Genomic DNA, 18,086 nt, shown 5'->3' with positions numbered 1-18,086 from the left:
ATGCTATGCTCACTTTATATTAAATTTATGTTATTTTACCTAAAATTTAATAAATTATTCGTTAAAGATAAAATTAAATTTTCACATAGTGAATAAAATGTGAATAAAATGGGAAAAGTAGTGATAAAAATTTTAGGAATTGATCCTGGAACCCGTAATTGTGGTTATGCTATAGTTGAAAAATCAAATTTGAAAATTTCACTTATAGAAGCTGGACTTATAAAAATAAAACCTGATATTTTGCAACATCAAATAAGTGAACTTTGTGAAGGTTTAGATATAGTTATGAAAAATCATAAAATAAATGAAGTTGCTATTGAAGATATATTTTTTGCTTATAATCCAAAAACAGTTTTAAAACTAGCTCAGTTTCGTGGCGCTCTTAGCCTTAAAATAATTCAAATTCATGGTAATTTTACAGAATATACGCCACTTCAAGTTAAAAAAGCAGTTACAGGTAAAGCAAAAGCGACAAAAGAGCAGGTTGCATTTATGGTAAAAAAAATACTTGGTATAAATAAAGATATAAAACCTCTTGATGTTACAGATGCAATAGCTATAGCTTTAACTCACGCAAATAATATTCGTATCAATAATCAATATAAAAATTAATATGCCTTATAAAAAAATAAAAATTGATGAAGTTAAAAATTTAAAAGCTTATGAAGTTTTAATTAACAATGGATTTTCAAAAGCAAAATCTCAACAACTTATAGATAAGGGCAGGGTGTTTTGTAATGATAAACTTGTAAAAGTAAAAAATGATATATTAAATGGAGAAATTTTTTTAATAGATTATGAGTGCAATCCAAAAGGTTTAAAACCTGTTTTTGAAAGTGATGAATTTGTAGTTTTTGACAAACCAAGTGGTATTTTATCTCATCCAAATGGAAGAAATTCAAGCTATAATCTATATGATGAAATTTGGTATCTTTATGGTAAAAGTGCGTGTGTTGCTCATAGATTAGATAAAGAAACAAGTGGTTTGATTTTGGTTTGCAAAAATTCAAATATAAGTAAAGAATTTAAAACAATGTTTGAAAGTAGGGCAGTTAAAAAAGAATATATAGCACTTGTCAAAGGAAAAATCGAGAGTGAGTTTATAGTTGATGAATCTATAGCAAAAAGTGATGAGAATAGTGAAGTAAAGATAAGAATGCAAATAAATAAAAGTGGAAAAACTGCTTTGACTAAATTTATTCCTATTGAGTTTTATGATAAAATTAATACTACTTTAATTAAGGCTATTCCATTAACTGGGCGTCAGCATCAAATTCGTTTGCATTTGTTTCATGTGAAACATAAAATTTTAGGGGAGCCTTTATATGGGCTTGGAACAAAAATAGTTGAAACAATAATGGATGAAAAATTAAACACAAATGAGAGAATAAAATTTTGCGGTGCAAAAAGACTTTGTCTACATGCTTCAAAACTAGAATTTACTTATAAAAATAAGGAATTCATAATCGAAACAAAATTTGATTTTAAAAGTGAGTTTTTAAAATCTTTAAAAATTTAAGCTTGTAAATTTGTTTTAAGAAGTGATTTTATAAATTTTGTATCAAAATTTTCTATGCTATTTTTATAAATTTTGATATTTTCTTGTTTCTTTTTTAGAGCCAAAATTTCGTTTTGCGAAATATTTGGATTACTTTGTATAATATAGCTAAATTCAGGAAATTTTACTAAAAGCTCCTCTTTTTTACTCTCATCTGTTTCTAAATTTTTTATTTTTAAAGATTTAAATTTCATAAATTTAAAATTATTATCTGTTTTTGTTCCAAAAAATTCTTCAACTTCATTCATTGATTTGCCATTCATTAAAGACATTTTTTCACCTGTAGGATCTATAACAAATTTTGCATTTTGTTTTAAGATATTTTTAGCTGCATTTTTTGCCATATTTTCATATCCTACTTTTAAATCATCTCCATTTGCTGCAACTTCAACTCTGCTAAGTTGTCCATCAAAATTAGTATCATTTTTTATGCTATCTTGCAAAATTTCTTCAAGAGAAATAGGTTTAGCATTTTTATCTGTATTGTAACCTGTGGAATTTGCCATTTTTCGTAAAACGATTTGTCCTAAATTTCTTAAATCTTGAATGCTATAACTATCTTTTATAGAATTTTTTAGCTCATTAATCTCATTTTTTTCTATGATATTATTTTGGTTTTTATCGGCACTTGCGAAGTTGCGATTTTGCATTATATCTTTAAACCAACCATCTACATAAGCATTTGCACTTCCACTAAGTCCAATACTTCCATCTTCTAAATATAAAAAATCATCTTTTGAAAAATGATTTTGCAGTAAATCTAGCGTTTGGTTATTTAAATTTATAGAAATTTGTTTATTTTGGCTAAAAAAATTAATTTTTTTATAATTAGAAGAAATTTGATTTTCATTATTTATTTGAAAATCATCAGCTTTTTTTATAGAATTATCGCCACTAAGAGATTTAAAGACTATATCATTTGTTTTTTCGTAAAAACTTTTAGTAGCGATAACTAACATTTTTATCCTTTATAATCCACTCACACAAACAGGTTCACCATTTACTCTTATATTTGGATAAGTATAGCAACCTTTTTCTTCATTCCAAACAAAATTGCTTTTACAAGTTTGTGGAAACCAAGGAACACATACTGCAAATGCAGTAACTACAAATAATGAAACAAAAAATGTAGCCAACATTATTTTTTTCATAATATTCCACTTAATTTAAATTTGATAGTTAAAATAAATTATACTTTTTTTAATTAAAATAATATAAATTTTATTTATCATCTTTTAAAACTTTTATAAAATAAAATATTGAAATTATAACTACAATAGATATAAAAATAATTTGAACTATATCAAGCAGACTCATTTTTACTTCTTTCTCTAAGTTGTCCACAAGCTGCACTTATATCAATACCTTTACTTTGTCTTATAGTGCAAGTTACACCATGAGCAGACATATAATCTTGAAATTTTATCATATTTTCTTCACTTGGTCTTTTAAATTTAGAACCAAAATGCGGATTAAAATATATCAAATTTACCTTTGCTTTTATGCCATTTAGAAGTTTAACAAGGGTTTTTGCATCTTTTAAACTATCATTTACGCCATCAAGCATAAGATACTCAAACATAACTCTTTTTCTCATATCAATTGGAAAATTTCTAACAGCGTCCATTATGGAAGCTATGTTGTAAGCTCTGTTTATCGGCATAAGTTTTTCTCTTAACTCATCATTTACAGCGTGAAGCGAAATTGCTAAAAGAACGCCTAAATCCATATCTCCAAGTTTTTTTATTTGTGTGCTTAATCCACTTGTAGATATTGTTTGACGGCGTGGCGATATCGCAAGCCCATCATTATCTGTAAAAATTTTTACTGCTTTTGAAACATTTTCAAGATTATTTAATGGTTCTCCCATTCCCATATAAACTATATTTACGCGTCTTTCGTAAGGTATATTATTGTCATTTTTTAGGTATAAAACTTGAGCTAAAATTTCACCAGCAGTTAAATTTCTAACAAAACCACCTTTTGCAGTTAGACAAAACGCACAGCCTATTTTACAACCAACTTGTGAGCTAACGCATATTGTGTATCTTGCATGACGAATAATTTTACCATTTTCATCGACTTGTTCTTCTTTCATTGGAAGCAAAACTGTTTCTATGGTTTTACCATCTTTTAGCTCGAAAAGATACTTTATACTTTCATCTTTACTATGTTCGCTTTTTATTTTTTTTAATGGATCTATGTAAAAATTTTGTTTCAAATTTTCTCTTAAATCTTTTGGTAAATTTGTCATATCATCAAAACTTTTTGCTTTTTTCTTGTAAATCCATTCAAAAATCTGTTTTGTTCTAAATTTTGGTTCTATAAATTCACTTAGTTCTGCTTGTGAAAAATCAAGCAAATTTTTCATATAATTCCTTTTTCTTTGATATATGAAGCTAAAATTTTTTTGGCTTTTTCATGGTTTTTTATAAAATCACTATGTGCGTTTTTATTACAAAAATTTGTAGCACAAAAAATTCCATAAGCAGGAATTTTAAAAAAATTAGCAACTTTTAATACAGAAAAAAATTCCATATTTTCCATAAAACAACCCAACTCAAACATTTTATAAGCTATTTTTTCATCTTGTGTAATGAAATTTGAAGAATTAACCAGAAATGTTTCATGTGAAACATTATTATTTATTGTATATTTTATAGGGCTATAAGTTAAATTTAAAACTTTTGATATTTCTAAATTTGAAGCTTTTGAACTCTCATAAATATCAAAAATATTTCCATCTTTATAAAGACCAGCAGTTCCTATAAAGACTAACTGAGAAATATTTTGTTTTGTTAGTAAGGTTGTTGTCAAAATGTTTGTTAAATTTATAGCACTATCAACTAATCCAATTCCAATTGGTTTTGCAAAACTAAAATTTTCTACATCTCCTGCACAAACAATCATTTTCTAACTTCTATCCCATTTTCTTGTAGATATTTTTTAAGATCTGGTATTTTAATTTCACCAAAATGAAATATCGAAGCTGCCAAAGCTGCATCAGCACCTGCTTTTAATACATCTTTTATATGTTCCATATTTCCCGCACCGCCACTTGCAATAACTGGTATGTTTAGTGACAAGCTAACATTTTTTGTTAGTGTTATGTTATAACCACTTTTAGTTCCATCTTTGTCCATTGAAGTTAGTAAAATTTCTCCAGCACCACGGGTTTGAACTTCTTTTGCCCATTCATAAACATCTTTGCAAGTATCAACTCTGCCACCATTTATAAAAACATTATATTTGTTAGCACTAACTTCTTTTGCATCAATTGCTATAACTATACATTGTGAGCCAAATTTTTTAGCAGCTTCATCTATCAAATTTGGATTGTGTATAGCAGCTGAGTTTATGCTAACCTTATCACATCCAACATCAAGGAGTCTATTTATATCATCAATTTTTCTAATCCCGCCACCAACGCTAAGTGGTATGAATAGGTTTTTTGCAACTTTTGCAACTACATCAACAATTGTATTTCTACTTTGATGACTTGCAGATATATCAAGAAAACATAACTCATCTGCTCCTGCATCATTATAAATTTTTGCAACTTCTACTGGATCTCCGGCATCTATTAAATTTATAAAATTTATACCTTTTACAACACGACCATCATTTACATCTAAACAAGGTATGATTCGTTTTGCAAATTTATTCATCAAAAAACTCCAAAATTTTATTTTATGATATCAAAAAATAGTGTAAATTTAGATAAATATAAATTCATATATTTATAACATTTAAAAAGATATAATACAAGATTAAAATAATAATAAGGAAATTTAATGGCAAAGAAATCTGATACAAAATATATTTTTGTTACAGGTGGAGTTTTGAGTTCATTGGGAAAAGGCATAGCATCTGCTAGTATTGCAACATTGCTTAAAAATGTAGGTTTTAAAGTTAGTATTTTAAAAGCAGACCCATATATAAATGTAGATCCAGGAACTATGAGTCCACTTGAACATGGTGAAGTTTTTGTAACTGATGATGGAGCTGAAACTGATCTTGATTTAGGACATTATGAGCGGTTTTTAGATGAAAATTTGTCTCAAAAAAATAATTTTACAACAGGTAAAGTTTATAGTTCAGTTATAGAAAAAGAGCGTAGAGGGGATTACTTAGGAGAGACTATACAGGTAATACCACATATTGTTGGAGAGATAGTAAATAGGATAAAAAAAGCTGGCGAAGGAAATGATATATTATTAGTTGAAATAGGTGGAACTGTTGGAGATATAGAAGGACTCCCATTTTTAGAGGCAATTCGTGCTTTAAGAATAGAAGTTGGTAGAAAAAATGCTATGAATATTCATCTTACATTGGTTCCTTATATCAAAGTTGCAGGTGAGCTTAAAACAAAACCAACGCAGCATAGTGTAGGAGAGTTAAGAAGGATAGGTATAACGCCTGATATGATAATTTGTAGATGTGAAATTCCACTAACAAACGAATTAAAACATAAAATAGCTGCAAGTTGCGGAGTTGAAAGAAATTGCGTTATAGAAAGTTCAGATAGTAGGAGTATTTATCAAGTTCCGCTTTTATTTTTAAAACAAGATATATTAGTACCAATTAGTGATATATTAGATCTTGGCGAGCTAACACCAGATATGTCAAATTGGGATATGTTAGTAAAAAGAGTTATTGCACCAAAAGATGAAGTTAGTATAGCTTTAGTTGGAAAATACATTGATTTAAAAGAAAGCTATAAAAGTCTAACTGAAGCTATCATACATGCTGGTGCAAATTTAGATACAAGAGTAAATATAAAATGGTGCGATAGTGAAAAAATTCAAAAAGAAAATGTTGATGAACTTTTTAGAGATATGGATGGCATTTTGATACCCGGAGGATTTGGAACTAGAGGAATAGAAGGGAAAATCATCTCTATAGAGTATGCAAGAAAAAATAAAATACCATTTCTTGGAATTTGTCTTGGGATGCAGCTTAGTATCATTGAATTTTGTAGAAATGTATTAAATATAAAAGATGCAAATTCAAATGAATTTGATGAAAATACAAAAGAACCGGTTATTTATCTGATAGATAATTTCATAGATACATGCGGTAAAAAACAGATAAGAACTCATAAAAGTCCACTTGGTGGAACTATGAGACTTGGTGGATATGATTGCAATGTTGTCTCAGGCTCACTTTTAAGTAAAATTTATAACGGGACTAAAAAGATAAGAGAGAGACATCGTCATAGATATGAAGCAAATCCAAAATACAAAGATCAGTTAGAAAAAGCTGGATTTATAGTTTGTGGAGAAAGTAATTCTTTGATAGAAGCGGTTGAATTAAAAAAACATCCATTCTTTTTAGGCGTTCAGTTTCATCCAGAATTCACATCAAGATTGACAAAACCAAATCCGGCGATACTTGGCTATATAAAAGCAGCAAGTGATCACCATCATGCTAAGTAAAAATGATATAAAAAATATCTTAGAGCAAAGATTTAGTTCTGATATTCATAAAAAAATGTCAGATATACCTTTGCCTTGTGAGTTAAAAGATATTTATAAAGCAGCTACACGTATAAAAACGGCAATAGAAAATAATGAAAAAATTGTTATAGTTGGGGATTATGATGTAGATGGTGTTGTTAGTAGTGTTATAGTTAGTGATTTTTTTGATTTTTTGGGTGTAAATTATGAAACAAAAATACCTAATCGCTTTACTGATGGTTATGGATTAAATCCACAAATGCTAACTAACATAAAAGCTAACCTTATAATAACAGTTGATAATGGAATTAGTGCCAATGAAGCTGCTGAAATTTGTTTAAAAAAAGGCATAGATCTAATTATAACAGATCACCATGTTCCACCACCCATTTTGCCTAAGGCTTATGCTATAGTAAATCCAAAGCAAAGTGACTGCACATTTCCTAGTTGTGAAATTTGTGGTGCAGAAGTTGCTTGGTATTTAATAGGTGCTTTAAAAGAAGTTTGTGGTGTTAAATATGATATGGGAAGTTTTTTAGATATGCTTTGTATGGCAATTATTGCTGATATGATGGAGCTTAGAGATATAAATCGAATTATAGTTAAAAATGGACTAACTAGATTAAACAATTCAAAAAGGGCTTGTTTTAATGCAATAAAAACTTATTTTTCAAAAGATGAGTTTAAATTTGATGATATATCTTTTCTTATAGATCCTCTTATAAATAGTGCAGGAAGAATGAGTGATGCAATGTTTTCATATAAATTTTTAAAATCAAAAAATATTGATCAAGCTTTGCATTTTTTAGATGAAATTATAAATTTCAATAACTCTAGAAAAGAAGAAGAGAAAAATTTATTAGAAAATTCATTATCTGATATCAATCAAAATGATAATATCATAGTAGTATGGGGTGAAAATTGGCATGAAGGTGTTATAGGTATAGTTGCAAGTAGGCTAACTAAAAAATATAAAAAACCAGCTATTGTTTTTAGTATAGATGGAAATATGGCAAAAGGAAGTGCTAGAAGTGTTGGTAAATTTAATATCCTTGATCTAATATCAACACAAAAAGATATTTTATGTACTTTTGGCGGACATAAGGGTGCAGCTGGACTTGTTATAGAAAGTTTTAATCTAGATACATTCAAAGAGCGTATAAATTACGCTTGTGAAAAATACGATATGGATATTTTCCATAATACTAATGAAGTTTTAGGTTTTTTAGATCATAATGATATAGATTACGAGCTTTTGGAAATTTTAGAACATTTTGAACCTTATGGTCAGAAAAATCCTAGACCATATTTTAGGATAAATAATGCTTTTGTAAAAAATGTAAAGAAAATAGGAAAAATAAAAAATCATTTAAAAATTATAATTCAATTAGATAATAAAAGTTATGAAGTATTATTTTATAATTATACTTTTTGTCCTAAAGTTGGAGAATTTATTGATATTATTTTTTCTATATCAAAAAATTGTTTTAGAGGAGTTATAACACCACAACTTTTGGTAGTAGATATAAAACCTTCAATTAATTAAACATTAGTAAACAAATCGTTTAATGCTAGGATATGAAAATTTGGTTTTTAAAAACTACCATTTAATTGCATAACTAAGGTTATTTCATTTATTAACTCATTAACATCTACGCTATGAAAGGCTGCTCCTAAAATTTTAGTATTTGATATGTTAACAAGTGGAATTTAATACTTTTAAATTTTTATCATTATATATCTATTTTCGCTTAATCCTATTTTTGCTAATTGATGAAGTATCTGTAAATAACATATTTGCATGTACTAGATGATTATTATGTTTCGAGATTTATCTCCAAAAAGGTGTAAAAAACTATCATAGAATCATCAAGAAGAATATGTAAAAAGCTCCCTACTTTTTACATCTCCAGTAGCATAAATATCGGAATTTCCGCTATCAAAATCAGGCACAATAATCTAGTATAAATTAAGTAATAGCTATTTTCTACTACATAAACATAACCAAACTATTATTAATATTAAAAATTCATTATGTAATAATTTAACTATTCTATAAGATCATTTACTTTTAAGCAAAAATTCATTAAATATCTTATATAATTTTGAAATTAATTATCATAATAAAAAAGGTGGTTTTTTGAGTTTAAATAAAACTAAATTTTTCAAATTTATATTTCGAACTTTTATTGCTGTTTTTGTTGGATATTTTTTATCTTATAAATTTGCTATAAAGCTACCTGAAATTTTAAATTTATCAAATCAAAACAAAATAGTATTTGCAAATTTCTTTTTAATGGGATTTTTTACATTTTGGGCAATGCTTAGTTATATCTTAGATGCCAAATATATCATTATATTTTGCATAATATTGCTTGGATGGACGATTATATTATGAGTATGTTAAAACTGTCTCATAAATATATTGGCGTATTGTTGGCTTATTTTGGTTTTTTTCTATTTTTTAGTGGAACTCTTGGTTATTACAAAGATGAAATTACGCTTTTTATGCAACCTGAAAATTATAGGCTCAATTATAAATCGCCAAATGCTTTAAAAAGTGGGATTGATTATCTTAGCAAGTATCACGCAAATGCCGATATATGGGAGATAACTCTTCCTTCTGAAACATCTCCTTTTGTGGGTGTCTCATATAAAAATGATAAAAAAGCTCATCAAAAAAAGAAAAACAAACCCCGTATAAACATAGATCCAGGAAGTGGCGAGAGAGTAAAGGCGAGAAGCACTTATGGTGGAAATTTTATAGGTAAACTTCATTTTAACCTTTGGTATATACCTGCTAGTAAAGGCAGAGAAATAGTTGGCTATGCTACACTTTTATTGATACTGACTATTGTAACTGGTGTTATAATACATAAAAGGATATTTAAAGATTTTTTTAAATATCGTAAAAACACTATTTTAAGAGATACTCATATTGTAACTAGCGTAAGTGGATTTGCGATTTTCTTTATGCTTTCTGTCTCGGGACTTTATTTAGTAGAAAAGTTTATGCTAAAAGAGATATATCAAGATATTTCATCGAAAAATCAAGCGGCTATGCAACAAGACTTTTATGAAAAAGCAAAAGCAAAAAGAGAAGCTAGACGAAAGATCAAGCAAAATAAAGAACAAAATGCTACTGAGACTGTTTCTGAAATTGTTGTAAAGCAAAATCAAAGCTCATATATTCCAACTTTAAGTGATATAAAAAATATAATCGATAAAAAATTAAATGGTAGAGAGCTAAAAAATATTTTAATCCAAAAAGATGCAGTTGATACGGCTTATATCCAACTAAATTTTGATACCAAAAACCCTTTTAGCGAAAATGGACTTTCGTTTAGTGCCGAGCTTTACAACATAAAAACTGGAAAACTAGTAGATATGATGAGTCAAAGAGAGCTAAATACTGAGCAAAAAATATATCAGTTTATGAAAATTTTTCACACAGGAAATTTCAGTGATGAGATGGTTAAATTTATATTTTTTGTTTTTGGAATTTTGGGACTTTTCATGTGCTTTGGCGGGGCTTTGCTTTGGCAAAAAAACTCAAATTCTACATTAACATTTTATCTTGGTAGGTTTTTAAACGGCTCTATTTTTATAGGTTTATTTACAGGCTTTGGGATGTATCTGCTAAGTAATCAGCTTATTAAATTTAACACTCCACTAAGACACAATTTAGAAGTAAATGCATTTTTTATAGCTCTTATTATATCGACTTTACTCTCGGCTATTTTAGTTAAAAGATACGCTTATACCATCTTATCTTTTATAACTTCATTTTTATTTTTAGTAAGTGCGATTATGGCTTTAAAGGCTGGAAGTTACGCAAATTTTAGCTCTTTAAAAGTAACTTTGTTTTGCTTTGTTTTAGTAACTTTTTTTGGATATTTAGGAAAAAAATTTTTAAAAGGTAAAAAATGAGTTTTGTTTTAGGAATTTTGACCATTACATTTGGTTTTTTAAATTTTAATCACAAGAACTATTTTATTGCAGGATGTATGGTTTTAGATTTATATCTTATGCTTTTTAGTAATAACAAATTTTATAGTTTTGTTTATTATTTTTTTGCCTTAGGACTTACCCAGCTCTTTTTTACTGCATACACAACGATAAAGGGAAAATTATGAAAAAAATCATCTGCGTCTTGACCACTTTAACAGCGTTTTCTTATTCAGATGAGATAAATTTACAAGATGTAAATATAGATGCAAGTCTATATAGTTCTAGTGGAATGATTTCGCAGGGTAAATATGGAAGTTCTGTTGTCTACGATAAAAACTATCTAAATAACTCAACCAAGGGCGATGGAACAGTATCTGATGTAATCAAGAGAAACCCAAATGTGAGAGTTAGCAGAGGCGAGAGAACTTCTAAAAATGGAGGTGAGATAACCCCACAAAATATTTCTATAAACGGAGCTTCTTTTTACCAAAATAACTTTATGATTGATGGAGTAAACATTAACAACGATATAAATCCACTTGGTGGCGTTCTTACAGTTGGCGGAGCTGCAAATATCACACCATTTTTATCAAACCCATCTCAAGGTATAAATGTCGATATTGATATTTTAGAAAATATAGAAGTTCAAGATAGTTCAGTTTCAGCAAAGTATGGAAATTTCCAAGGTGGTGTTGTAAATGCTAAAACAAGAGATCCAAGAGCTGGATTTCACGGAAAAGTAAGCTTTCGCTATACATCAGATAGCCTTCAAAAATTTCATATTGCAAAAGAGCATCAAGATGATTTTGAATTTGCAACAACTCCAGATTATCAACCAGACTTTAAAAAATATAAAACAAGCGTGTTGTTTGAGGGATATATAACTGATAACTTTGGACTTATATTTAACTATAATCAAACATACTCTGAAATTTTACAACAAAAATATCATAAAGAATATGTTGATCCAAGCAAAGTTGGAGAAAAAAGAAAATTAAAAAGAAAAAATGAAAATTTCTTTTTAAAAGGTGTTTGGTTTGCAAATGATAATCTAACTATTAGACCAAGCATAATCTATGCACCTTACGAGGCAACTTACTATAGCATGGGTGGAGAAAACGCAAAAGCTGAAGTTGAAGGTGGTGGTTTAACGACAGCTATTGAGTTTGATTATGACTTTGGCTTAGGAAATTTAAAACAAAACTTAAGCTACACGACTAATGAGATGACAAGAAACACAAACACAAACAAAATGTTAGTTTGGAATAAAACAAAAAATCACATGGGATATTCAAGTGCTAAAACGAGAACTTATATAGATGGAATTGGTGGCGATGTTGAACAAGAACAAGAGAAATTTAGCTACAGTGCGGATATGAAATTTAATGAGTTTGATATCGGTATGACTAAACACAATGTCATAACTGGATTTAGCTTAGAAAAAACAGACGCTGCTTATGATATAGCAAAGCCATATTATCGTGCAATTAGTACAAAAAATTTAGGAGCTTTTAGTTGTAATCCAAATGATATATTTTGCACCACAGATAGACCATTAAGCTTTCCAACTTGGACAGGACAGTATTTTGACAAACACTACTATTACTCAGGTAAAACTGATGTGGATATGAAATATTTTAGCTTTTATCTAGAAGATGAGATAAAAATAGATAGATTTACCATAAGACCAGGGATTAGATTTGATAAAAATGACTATATGGGGGATTTAAATGTTGCACCTAGAATTACAGCAAATTTAGACCTGTTTAATGATGATAGAACAAATATCTTTGGTGGATATAATAGATACTATGGAAGAAGTATCTTTGCATATAAATTAAGAGAAAATATGAGTTCTTTAATGCAAACATATACAAGGAATAATCCAAATGATCCTTGGAAATATGATAGTACAAAAGAAAATAACTACAACTTTAGTGAACTTGATGTGCCTTATGATGATGAGTATGCTATTGGGATTTCACAAAAACTTGGAAATTTTGAACTAAGTGCAAAATACTTAAGAAGAGAAGGAAAAGATCTGATAAGAAAATCTAATGCAAAGGCCATGGGATTACCTGAGGGAGATGGTAAAACTTTAGCTAAAAATTACAGTCTCTATACAAACACAGGTAGAAGCAAATCAGATATCTATACTTTAAATCTAAGAAGCTTAAATGAATTTGATATTTTGGGCTCTAAAAATAACTTTGAAATTTCATTTAACTACACTGATACAGATAGAAACTTTAATGACTATGATGATTTATATGATGAGCTTTATCAAAATGCTGGCAAAGTCGTTTATAATGGAAATCTCATCCATAGCTCACAGCTTCCAAATAACTCAAATGACACACCTTGGACGCTAACAGCATCAACTTTTACAAAATTTTCATCTGCGAATTTAACATGGACAAACTTCTTTACACTACAAGGTGGATTTGATGGTGTTGTAAGAGATGGCAGTGTTTATGTAAATAGTAAAAAATATTCAAATTATAAAAGCAAAGATTTTGATGAAGCTTTTGTTTGGGATACTAAATTTACACTAGATATCCCAACTCAAAAAAGACAAGAAGCTTATGTGAGTTTAGATATTTATAATGTTTTAAATACTAAAAATGCTATAACTATTGACAATAACGGTGTTACAGACTATGACAACGGCAGACAATTTTGGTTAGAAGTCGGATATAAATGGTAATTAGGAGGAGAGTTTGGAATTTTTAAGCAGACACATTGACTTTATAATCTTTGGAACGCTTGGTTTTATGGGTTTTGTTGTCATAACACTTGGTATTGAAAGAGTACTATTTTTCTTGATGATAAAAGTAGAAAAATATAAAACATTGCAAGATTTGCAAATAGATGTTAGTAGAAATTTAACAACTATCGGTGTTATTGGTTCAAATGCACCTTATGTTGGTCTTTTAGGTACAGTTGTTGGTATTATCATTGTTTTTTATGATATGGGCAGAAGTGGAAATTTTGAAACAGCGACCATAATGACAGGTCTTTCAACTGCACTTTATGCGACAGCTTTAGGACTTGTGGTTGCCATTCCTAGTCTTGTTATTCATAGTTTTTTTATTAGAAAAGCTCAGCTTAAAATAACTATTTTTGAAAGAGATTGTCTTGAAAATAGAAAATGATTTTAAGCTAAATGTAGTCCCATTAATTGATGTTATGTTGGTTTTGCTCACTATTGTTTTGTGTGCAGCTAGTTTTATTGAGTATAGCAAAGTGGATATGAATCTGCCAAAAAGTGGTACAAGTTCTGATGAGTTTCCAAAACAAAGAGTTGAGATTTCACTTTATGCTGATGGGACTATGAAATTTGATGGCAATTTGGTTGATATCGAAACACTTGAGCTAAATTTAGGAGCTCTTGATAAAAAGACTCCATTAATATTTAAAGGAGATGAGAAGTCGGAATTTAAATATTTTATTGATATTGTTCAGCTTTTAAAAAAGCATGAACTCTCGAATTTTATCATCATGACAGAGGTAAAAAAATGAATAATAATAAAAAAAGACTTTTTGTTTCTATTTTTATCTCGACTTGTATATATGTATCGGCTTTTGCAGCATATCATTATGGAATACAAAATGAAAAAACTAATATTAGCTTTTCTGATAATATAGAAACTAGAAGTGCTTTTAGTGTATCTTTTACTCAAATAGCTAGCAATGATACAAATAAGGATTCTAGTGCAAATTCTGATATAGTAAGTGATGAAATGTCAAACATTGAAAGCATACAAGATGATGTTGTAGAAATATCTGATTCGCAAGAGAGTTCTAAAATTATAGAGTCATCCAAAGATATAATAAAAGAACCAGTTATTATCAAAAAAGAAGTAACAAACAAAAAAATGCAAAAAGAGATAAAAAAAGAGATTCACAAATGCAAAAATGGATGCAAAAAAAGCAGTATTAATCAGAAAAAAACCTCTCTTGTTAAAAGCTCAAATAATGTAAATATAGCAGGTGGTAATACGGCAAGTGGTACAAAAAAAGACAATGATGGAACTAATATAGCTGGGCTTATTTATAAGGCTATTTTAAAATACAAAACATATCCTAAAAAAGCAGAAATTATGGGTATTCAGGGCAGGGTTGTGGTAAGTTTTAAACTTAAAGATAAAGATAACTTTGAAATTTTGCAAGTATCTAGCAGTAGTGGAGCTAATATCCTCGATAAACACGCTCTTGCCATAATAGATAAAGCAAAAGTTGATTTTCCTATTGAAGTTATCGGTACTCAAATAAATGTACCTATAAATTTTAACTCAAAGGAACTAAGATGAATGTGATAGAATGTATAAATTTAACGCATTATTATGGTAAAAAAAAGATATATGAAAATCTAAATTTCAGTGTAGAAAAAGGCAAAGTCGTAGGTCTTTTAGGTAAAAATGGCGTCGGCAAAAGCACAACTATAAATATTTTGATGGGAAATTTAACACCGACTTCAGGAAAATGCTTGATTTATGGTGAAGACAGCACAAATTTAAGTCCTAAAGCAAGAGCAAAGATAGGGCTTTTATATGAAGGATATATAACTTACGATTATTTAAAAGTTAAAAATTTATATGAAATTTACTCAACTCAGTATAAAACAAAATTTAAAAAAGAGTGTTTTTTTGACCTTTTTAAAAAACTTGGAGTTGATATGAATCAAAAAATTTCAACATTATCTTGTGGACAGCGATCGCAAGTCGTTTTAGGACTTATCTTTGCTAGCTCTCCTGAGCTTTTAATCCTTGATGATTACTCTCTTGGGCTTGATACGGGATATAGACGGCTTTTTATTGAATATTTAAGTGATTATTTAAAAAATGGTGAAAAAAGCGTTTTGATGACAACCCATATTGTAAATGACTTGGATAAATTGCTTGATGATATAGTTATCATACAAAAAAATGAGTCACCTCTTATAATGAAATACGATGAATTTAGAGCAAATTTCAAAGGCTACTCGCTTCCAAAAAATGCAAATTTAAATGAAATTTCGGGCATAAAAAGTACTGTTGAGCTTAACAATGAAGTACAAATTTATGGTTTTTTAGACGGTGTTTCAAAGGATGCAAAAGAGTTAAATTTAAGCTTTGAAGATGCATTTTTGGGTTATACAGGGAGATATTGATGTTTAAAAAAGAGTTTTATAAATTTAGAGAATTTTTATATGTATTTATAGCTTTAATTATAAGTTTTTTAATATACATAGCTTTTATTTTTAGAAATTTTGTCATTTCAAATGATGCTGTTGTCTTAAATTTAGGGGTTTTATATACAAAAAACTTTTCATTTTTTGGGCTTGATGTTTTAAACATCATCTTTGCTTTTGTTGTAGGGGTGCTTGTATTTTCAAAAGAGAGGATTAGTGCAAGACTTAGAATAAGTTTGCACTTTCCAAATAGCATTTTAAAAAACATCTCTTATATAGTCCTTGTGGGCTTTTTTTGTATCATATTGGTTTATTTATTAGAATTTATAGTTTTTAACCTGATTTGCAAAATATATTTTCATAATGAACTTATAAAACTTATAAACTCGCACTTGATTTTTAGCTGTTTATTTGGTCTAAATTTATATCTTATGTGCGGTAGTGTCATAATTGAGCCGATTAAAAAAAGAGCCATTGTAAACGCACTTTTTACTCTTGCTGTGTTTTTTTTATATAGCGAGTTCAATCCAAACATTAGCAAAATTCCAAGTTTTTATTATAATCAAAACAGTGGTTTTTATCTTTTGCTTTCATTTATTTATGCGATTTGCACTTTATCTATAGCTTTTGAAAATTATAAAAAAGGTTATATAAAATGAGAAAAATCATACAGATTGTTATACTATCTTTTATTTTGGCTATTTTTTTGCCAAGAGGTATTGATGCACTTTTAAAATCTCCAAAAGAGAGTGCAAGCATAAATTATTCGGAAGTTTATAATGACTTTATAATTCAAACATCAAAGCAAAAAGAGGTGTTGTATTTTAAAGGCAAAGATAAAAATTTAAGCCTTGATGAGTATTTAGACTCTTTGCCATTTTCTTTTTATACATACCTTATCGCAAATAACCGTTTTCCTTATGATGAGTGGAGAAATGCAGATAAAATAAGAGCAAATTCACAAAAATTTAGTATAAAACCTGAAAATTTTAACCAAAAATATCCACCTATCTTTACTATTTTTGAGTCAAATCCGAAATATTTAAAATTAGGATACAACGAATTTGCCATTACTAGTGATAAATCAGGTATTATTTTTACAAATTTAAACACTCTTAAAAAGGATGAAAATTTAAGCAAGGAATTTACAACCACTCTTTTAAATTTGGATTTTAAGTTTCCCATTCAAGCCCATTTTACAAACCCAACTACCAAAAAACCATTTGATGAGGGAGTATTTTTAAAAGATAGTAAAAATGAGCTCTTTCATATAAAAATGAAAAACTTGGCCCCATTTGTCAAAAAAACCAAAATAAAAGATGTAGATTTTATGCTTATTAGTGAAAATGAAAGACGTGAATTTTATGGTGCTATTATTGATAAGAACGGCGTTAGTTTGGTAAGTTATGATAATTATAGTCTTATAAATTTACCAAGCAAACATTATGATCCAGCTACAGATAGGCTTGAGATCTCTATAACACCGATGAGTAAAAGCATGAGTATTAAGAAAAATGACATAGTTTATGTATATTATTTTGATAAAAATTACAATGTTTTAAGGACTTTTGAGTATAAATTTGGCACATTAAACGGACTAAAAATGATAAAAAAGATTGTTTTGCCTTTTGAAATTTTTTTAGCAGATAGTTATGCTTATAAATTTAATATTTCAAATATTAACTTTAAAGTTTTTTGGTTAAATTTATTGCTTTTTGTTTTTGCGTTGTATATTTTTAGAAACAAAAAAGAGAGATTTGCAAAATCAATCCTTGTTTTAATCTTTGGAATTTACGGCTTTTTGAGTGTTTTAGTGGTATAGTTCATATAATAATTGCTTTAAACACTCTTGCTACAAACATCAACATTTTATACTCTTAAAATTTTTAGTTTTTTCAATCAAAGCAACCTTTTCCCAAGATTTGCCATTTTATCAGCTTTCCCA

At 28.3% G+C, this 18,086-nt stretch carries 18 protein-coding genes; 13 read left to right on the top strand and 5 right to left on the bottom strand.

The window, feature by feature from the left end; all coding sequences use genetic code 11:
- Positions 1 to 123 precede the first annotated feature (123 nt).
- Positions 124 to 612, top strand: a complete 489-nt coding sequence (gene ruvC / locus CSPB_RS08500; RefSeq protein ID WP_089193944.1) for a crossover junction endodeoxyribonuclease RuvC — start codon at positions 124 to 126, stop codon at positions 610 to 612.
- A 1-nt stretch (position 613) separates the two neighbouring features.
- A complete protein-coding gene (locus CSPB_RS08495; RefSeq protein ID WP_089193886.1) occupies positions 614 to 1,519 on the top strand; it encodes an RluA family pseudouridine synthase in 906 nt (301 codons plus the stop codon).
- On the opposite strand, the gene CSPB_RS08710 is transcribed toward CSPB_RS08495, so the two are convergent.
- From CSPB_RS08710 to hisF, 5 genes are all read right to left on the bottom strand, one after another.
- Entirely contained in the window at positions 1,516 to 2,517 is a 1,002-nt protein-coding gene (locus tag CSPB_RS08710) for a hypothetical protein (RefSeq protein WP_193625339.1), read from the bottom strand. The two genes, CSPB_RS08495 and CSPB_RS08710, sit on opposite strands and share 4 nt — an antisense overlap.
- Positions 2,518 to 2,526: 9 nt before the next feature.
- Complete coding sequence (locus CSPB_RS08485) at positions 2,527 to 2,709, bottom strand: hypothetical protein (RefSeq protein ID WP_033917165.1); 183 nt, start codon at positions 2,707 to 2,709, stop codon at positions 2,527 to 2,529.
- A gap of 152 nt (positions 2,710 to 2,861) precedes the next feature.
- Positions 2,862 to 3,929 (bottom strand): dual-specificity RNA methyltransferase RlmN, encoded by a 1,068-nt coding sequence (gene rlmN, locus CSPB_RS08480; RefSeq protein ID WP_089193885.1) that lies wholly within the window; start codon positions 3,927 to 3,929, stop codon positions 2,862 to 2,864.
- Positions 3,926 to 4,468, bottom strand: coding sequence for a purine-nucleoside phosphorylase (locus CSPB_RS08475; RefSeq protein WP_089193884.1), 543 nt, complete (start codon positions 4,466 to 4,468; stop codon positions 3,926 to 3,928). The genes rlmN and CSPB_RS08475 overlap by 4 nt, the downstream gene beginning before the upstream one ends.
- The gene (hisF, locus tag CSPB_RS08470; protein WP_089193883.1) at positions 4,465 to 5,226 is read right to left on the bottom strand and encodes an imidazole glycerol phosphate synthase subunit HisF; all 762 of its coding nucleotides are present in this window, start codon (positions 5,224 to 5,226) and stop codon (positions 4,465 to 4,467) included. The genes CSPB_RS08475 and hisF overlap by 4 nt, the downstream gene beginning before the upstream one ends.
- A gap of 126 nt (positions 5,227 to 5,352) precedes the next feature.
- Here hisF and CSPB_RS08465 point away from each other — a divergent pair, with 126 nt between their 5' ends.
- From CSPB_RS08465 to CSPB_RS08410, 11 genes are all read left to right on the top strand, one after another.
- Entirely contained in the window at positions 5,353 to 6,996 is a 1,644-nt protein-coding gene (locus tag CSPB_RS08465) for a glutamine hydrolyzing CTP synthase (RefSeq protein WP_033917169.1), read from the top strand.
- Positions 6,986 to 8,563, top strand: coding sequence for a single-stranded-DNA-specific exonuclease RecJ (gene recJ, locus CSPB_RS08460; protein ID WP_089193882.1), 1,578 nt, complete (start codon positions 6,986 to 6,988; stop codon positions 8,561 to 8,563). The genes CSPB_RS08465 and recJ overlap by 11 nt, the downstream gene beginning before the upstream one ends.
- Positions 8,564 to 9,157: 594 nt before the next feature.
- On the top strand, positions 9,158 to 9,415 hold the full coding sequence (locus CSPB_RS08455) for a hypothetical protein (protein WP_033917171.1): 258 nt from the start codon (positions 9,158 to 9,160) through the stop codon (positions 9,413 to 9,415).
- Positions 9,397 to 10,947, top strand: coding sequence for a PepSY-associated TM helix domain-containing protein (locus tag CSPB_RS08450; protein WP_089193881.1), 1,551 nt, complete (start codon positions 9,397 to 9,399; stop codon positions 10,945 to 10,947). Before CSPB_RS08455 ends, CSPB_RS08450 begins: the two co-directional genes overlap by 19 nt.
- 202 nt (positions 10,948 to 11,149) lie before the next feature.
- Complete coding sequence (locus CSPB_RS08440) at positions 11,150 to 13,675, top strand: TonB-dependent receptor plug domain-containing protein (protein WP_089193879.1); 2,526 nt, start codon at positions 11,150 to 11,152, stop codon at positions 13,673 to 13,675.
- Positions 13,676 to 13,688: 13 nt separating this feature from the next.
- Entirely contained in the window at positions 13,689 to 14,123 is a 435-nt protein-coding gene (gene exbB, locus CSPB_RS08435) for a TonB-system energizer ExbB (protein ID WP_033917175.1), read from the top strand.
- Positions 14,107 to 14,490: an ExbD/TolR family protein gene (locus CSPB_RS08430; protein WP_052137729.1), complete on the top strand. Its 384-nt coding sequence runs from the start codon at positions 14,107 to 14,109 to the stop codon at positions 14,488 to 14,490. Before exbB ends, CSPB_RS08430 begins: the two co-directional genes overlap by 17 nt.
- Positions 14,487 to 15,281, top strand: coding sequence for an energy transducer TonB (locus CSPB_RS08425; RefSeq protein WP_089193878.1), 795 nt, complete (start codon positions 14,487 to 14,489; stop codon positions 15,279 to 15,281). The genes CSPB_RS08430 and CSPB_RS08425 overlap by 4 nt, the downstream gene beginning before the upstream one ends.
- A complete protein-coding gene (locus CSPB_RS08420) occupies positions 15,278 to 16,120 on the top strand; it encodes an ABC transporter ATP-binding protein (protein WP_033917177.1) in 843 nt (280 codons plus the stop codon). Before CSPB_RS08425 ends, CSPB_RS08420 begins: the two co-directional genes overlap by 4 nt.
- On the top strand, positions 16,120 to 16,800 hold the full coding sequence (locus tag CSPB_RS08415; protein ID WP_089193877.1) for a hypothetical protein: 681 nt from the start codon (positions 16,120 to 16,122) through the stop codon (positions 16,798 to 16,800). The genes CSPB_RS08420 and CSPB_RS08415 overlap by 1 nt, the downstream gene beginning before the upstream one ends.
- Positions 16,797 to 17,963 (top strand): DUF4857 domain-containing protein, encoded by a 1,167-nt coding sequence (locus CSPB_RS08410; protein ID WP_033917179.1) that lies wholly within the window; start codon positions 16,797 to 16,799, stop codon positions 17,961 to 17,963. The genes CSPB_RS08415 and CSPB_RS08410 overlap by 4 nt, the downstream gene beginning before the upstream one ends.
- Positions 17,964 to 18,086 lie beyond the last annotated feature (123 nt).

Origin of the sequence: Campylobacter sputorum, assembly GCF_002220775.1 — a bacterium.
GTDB lineage: Bacteria > Campylobacterota > Campylobacteria > Campylobacterales > Campylobacteraceae > Campylobacter_F > Campylobacter_F bovis.
The sequence above is the reverse complement of the archived record's forward strand: the minus strand, read 5'-3'. Positions and strand labels throughout refer to the sequence as shown.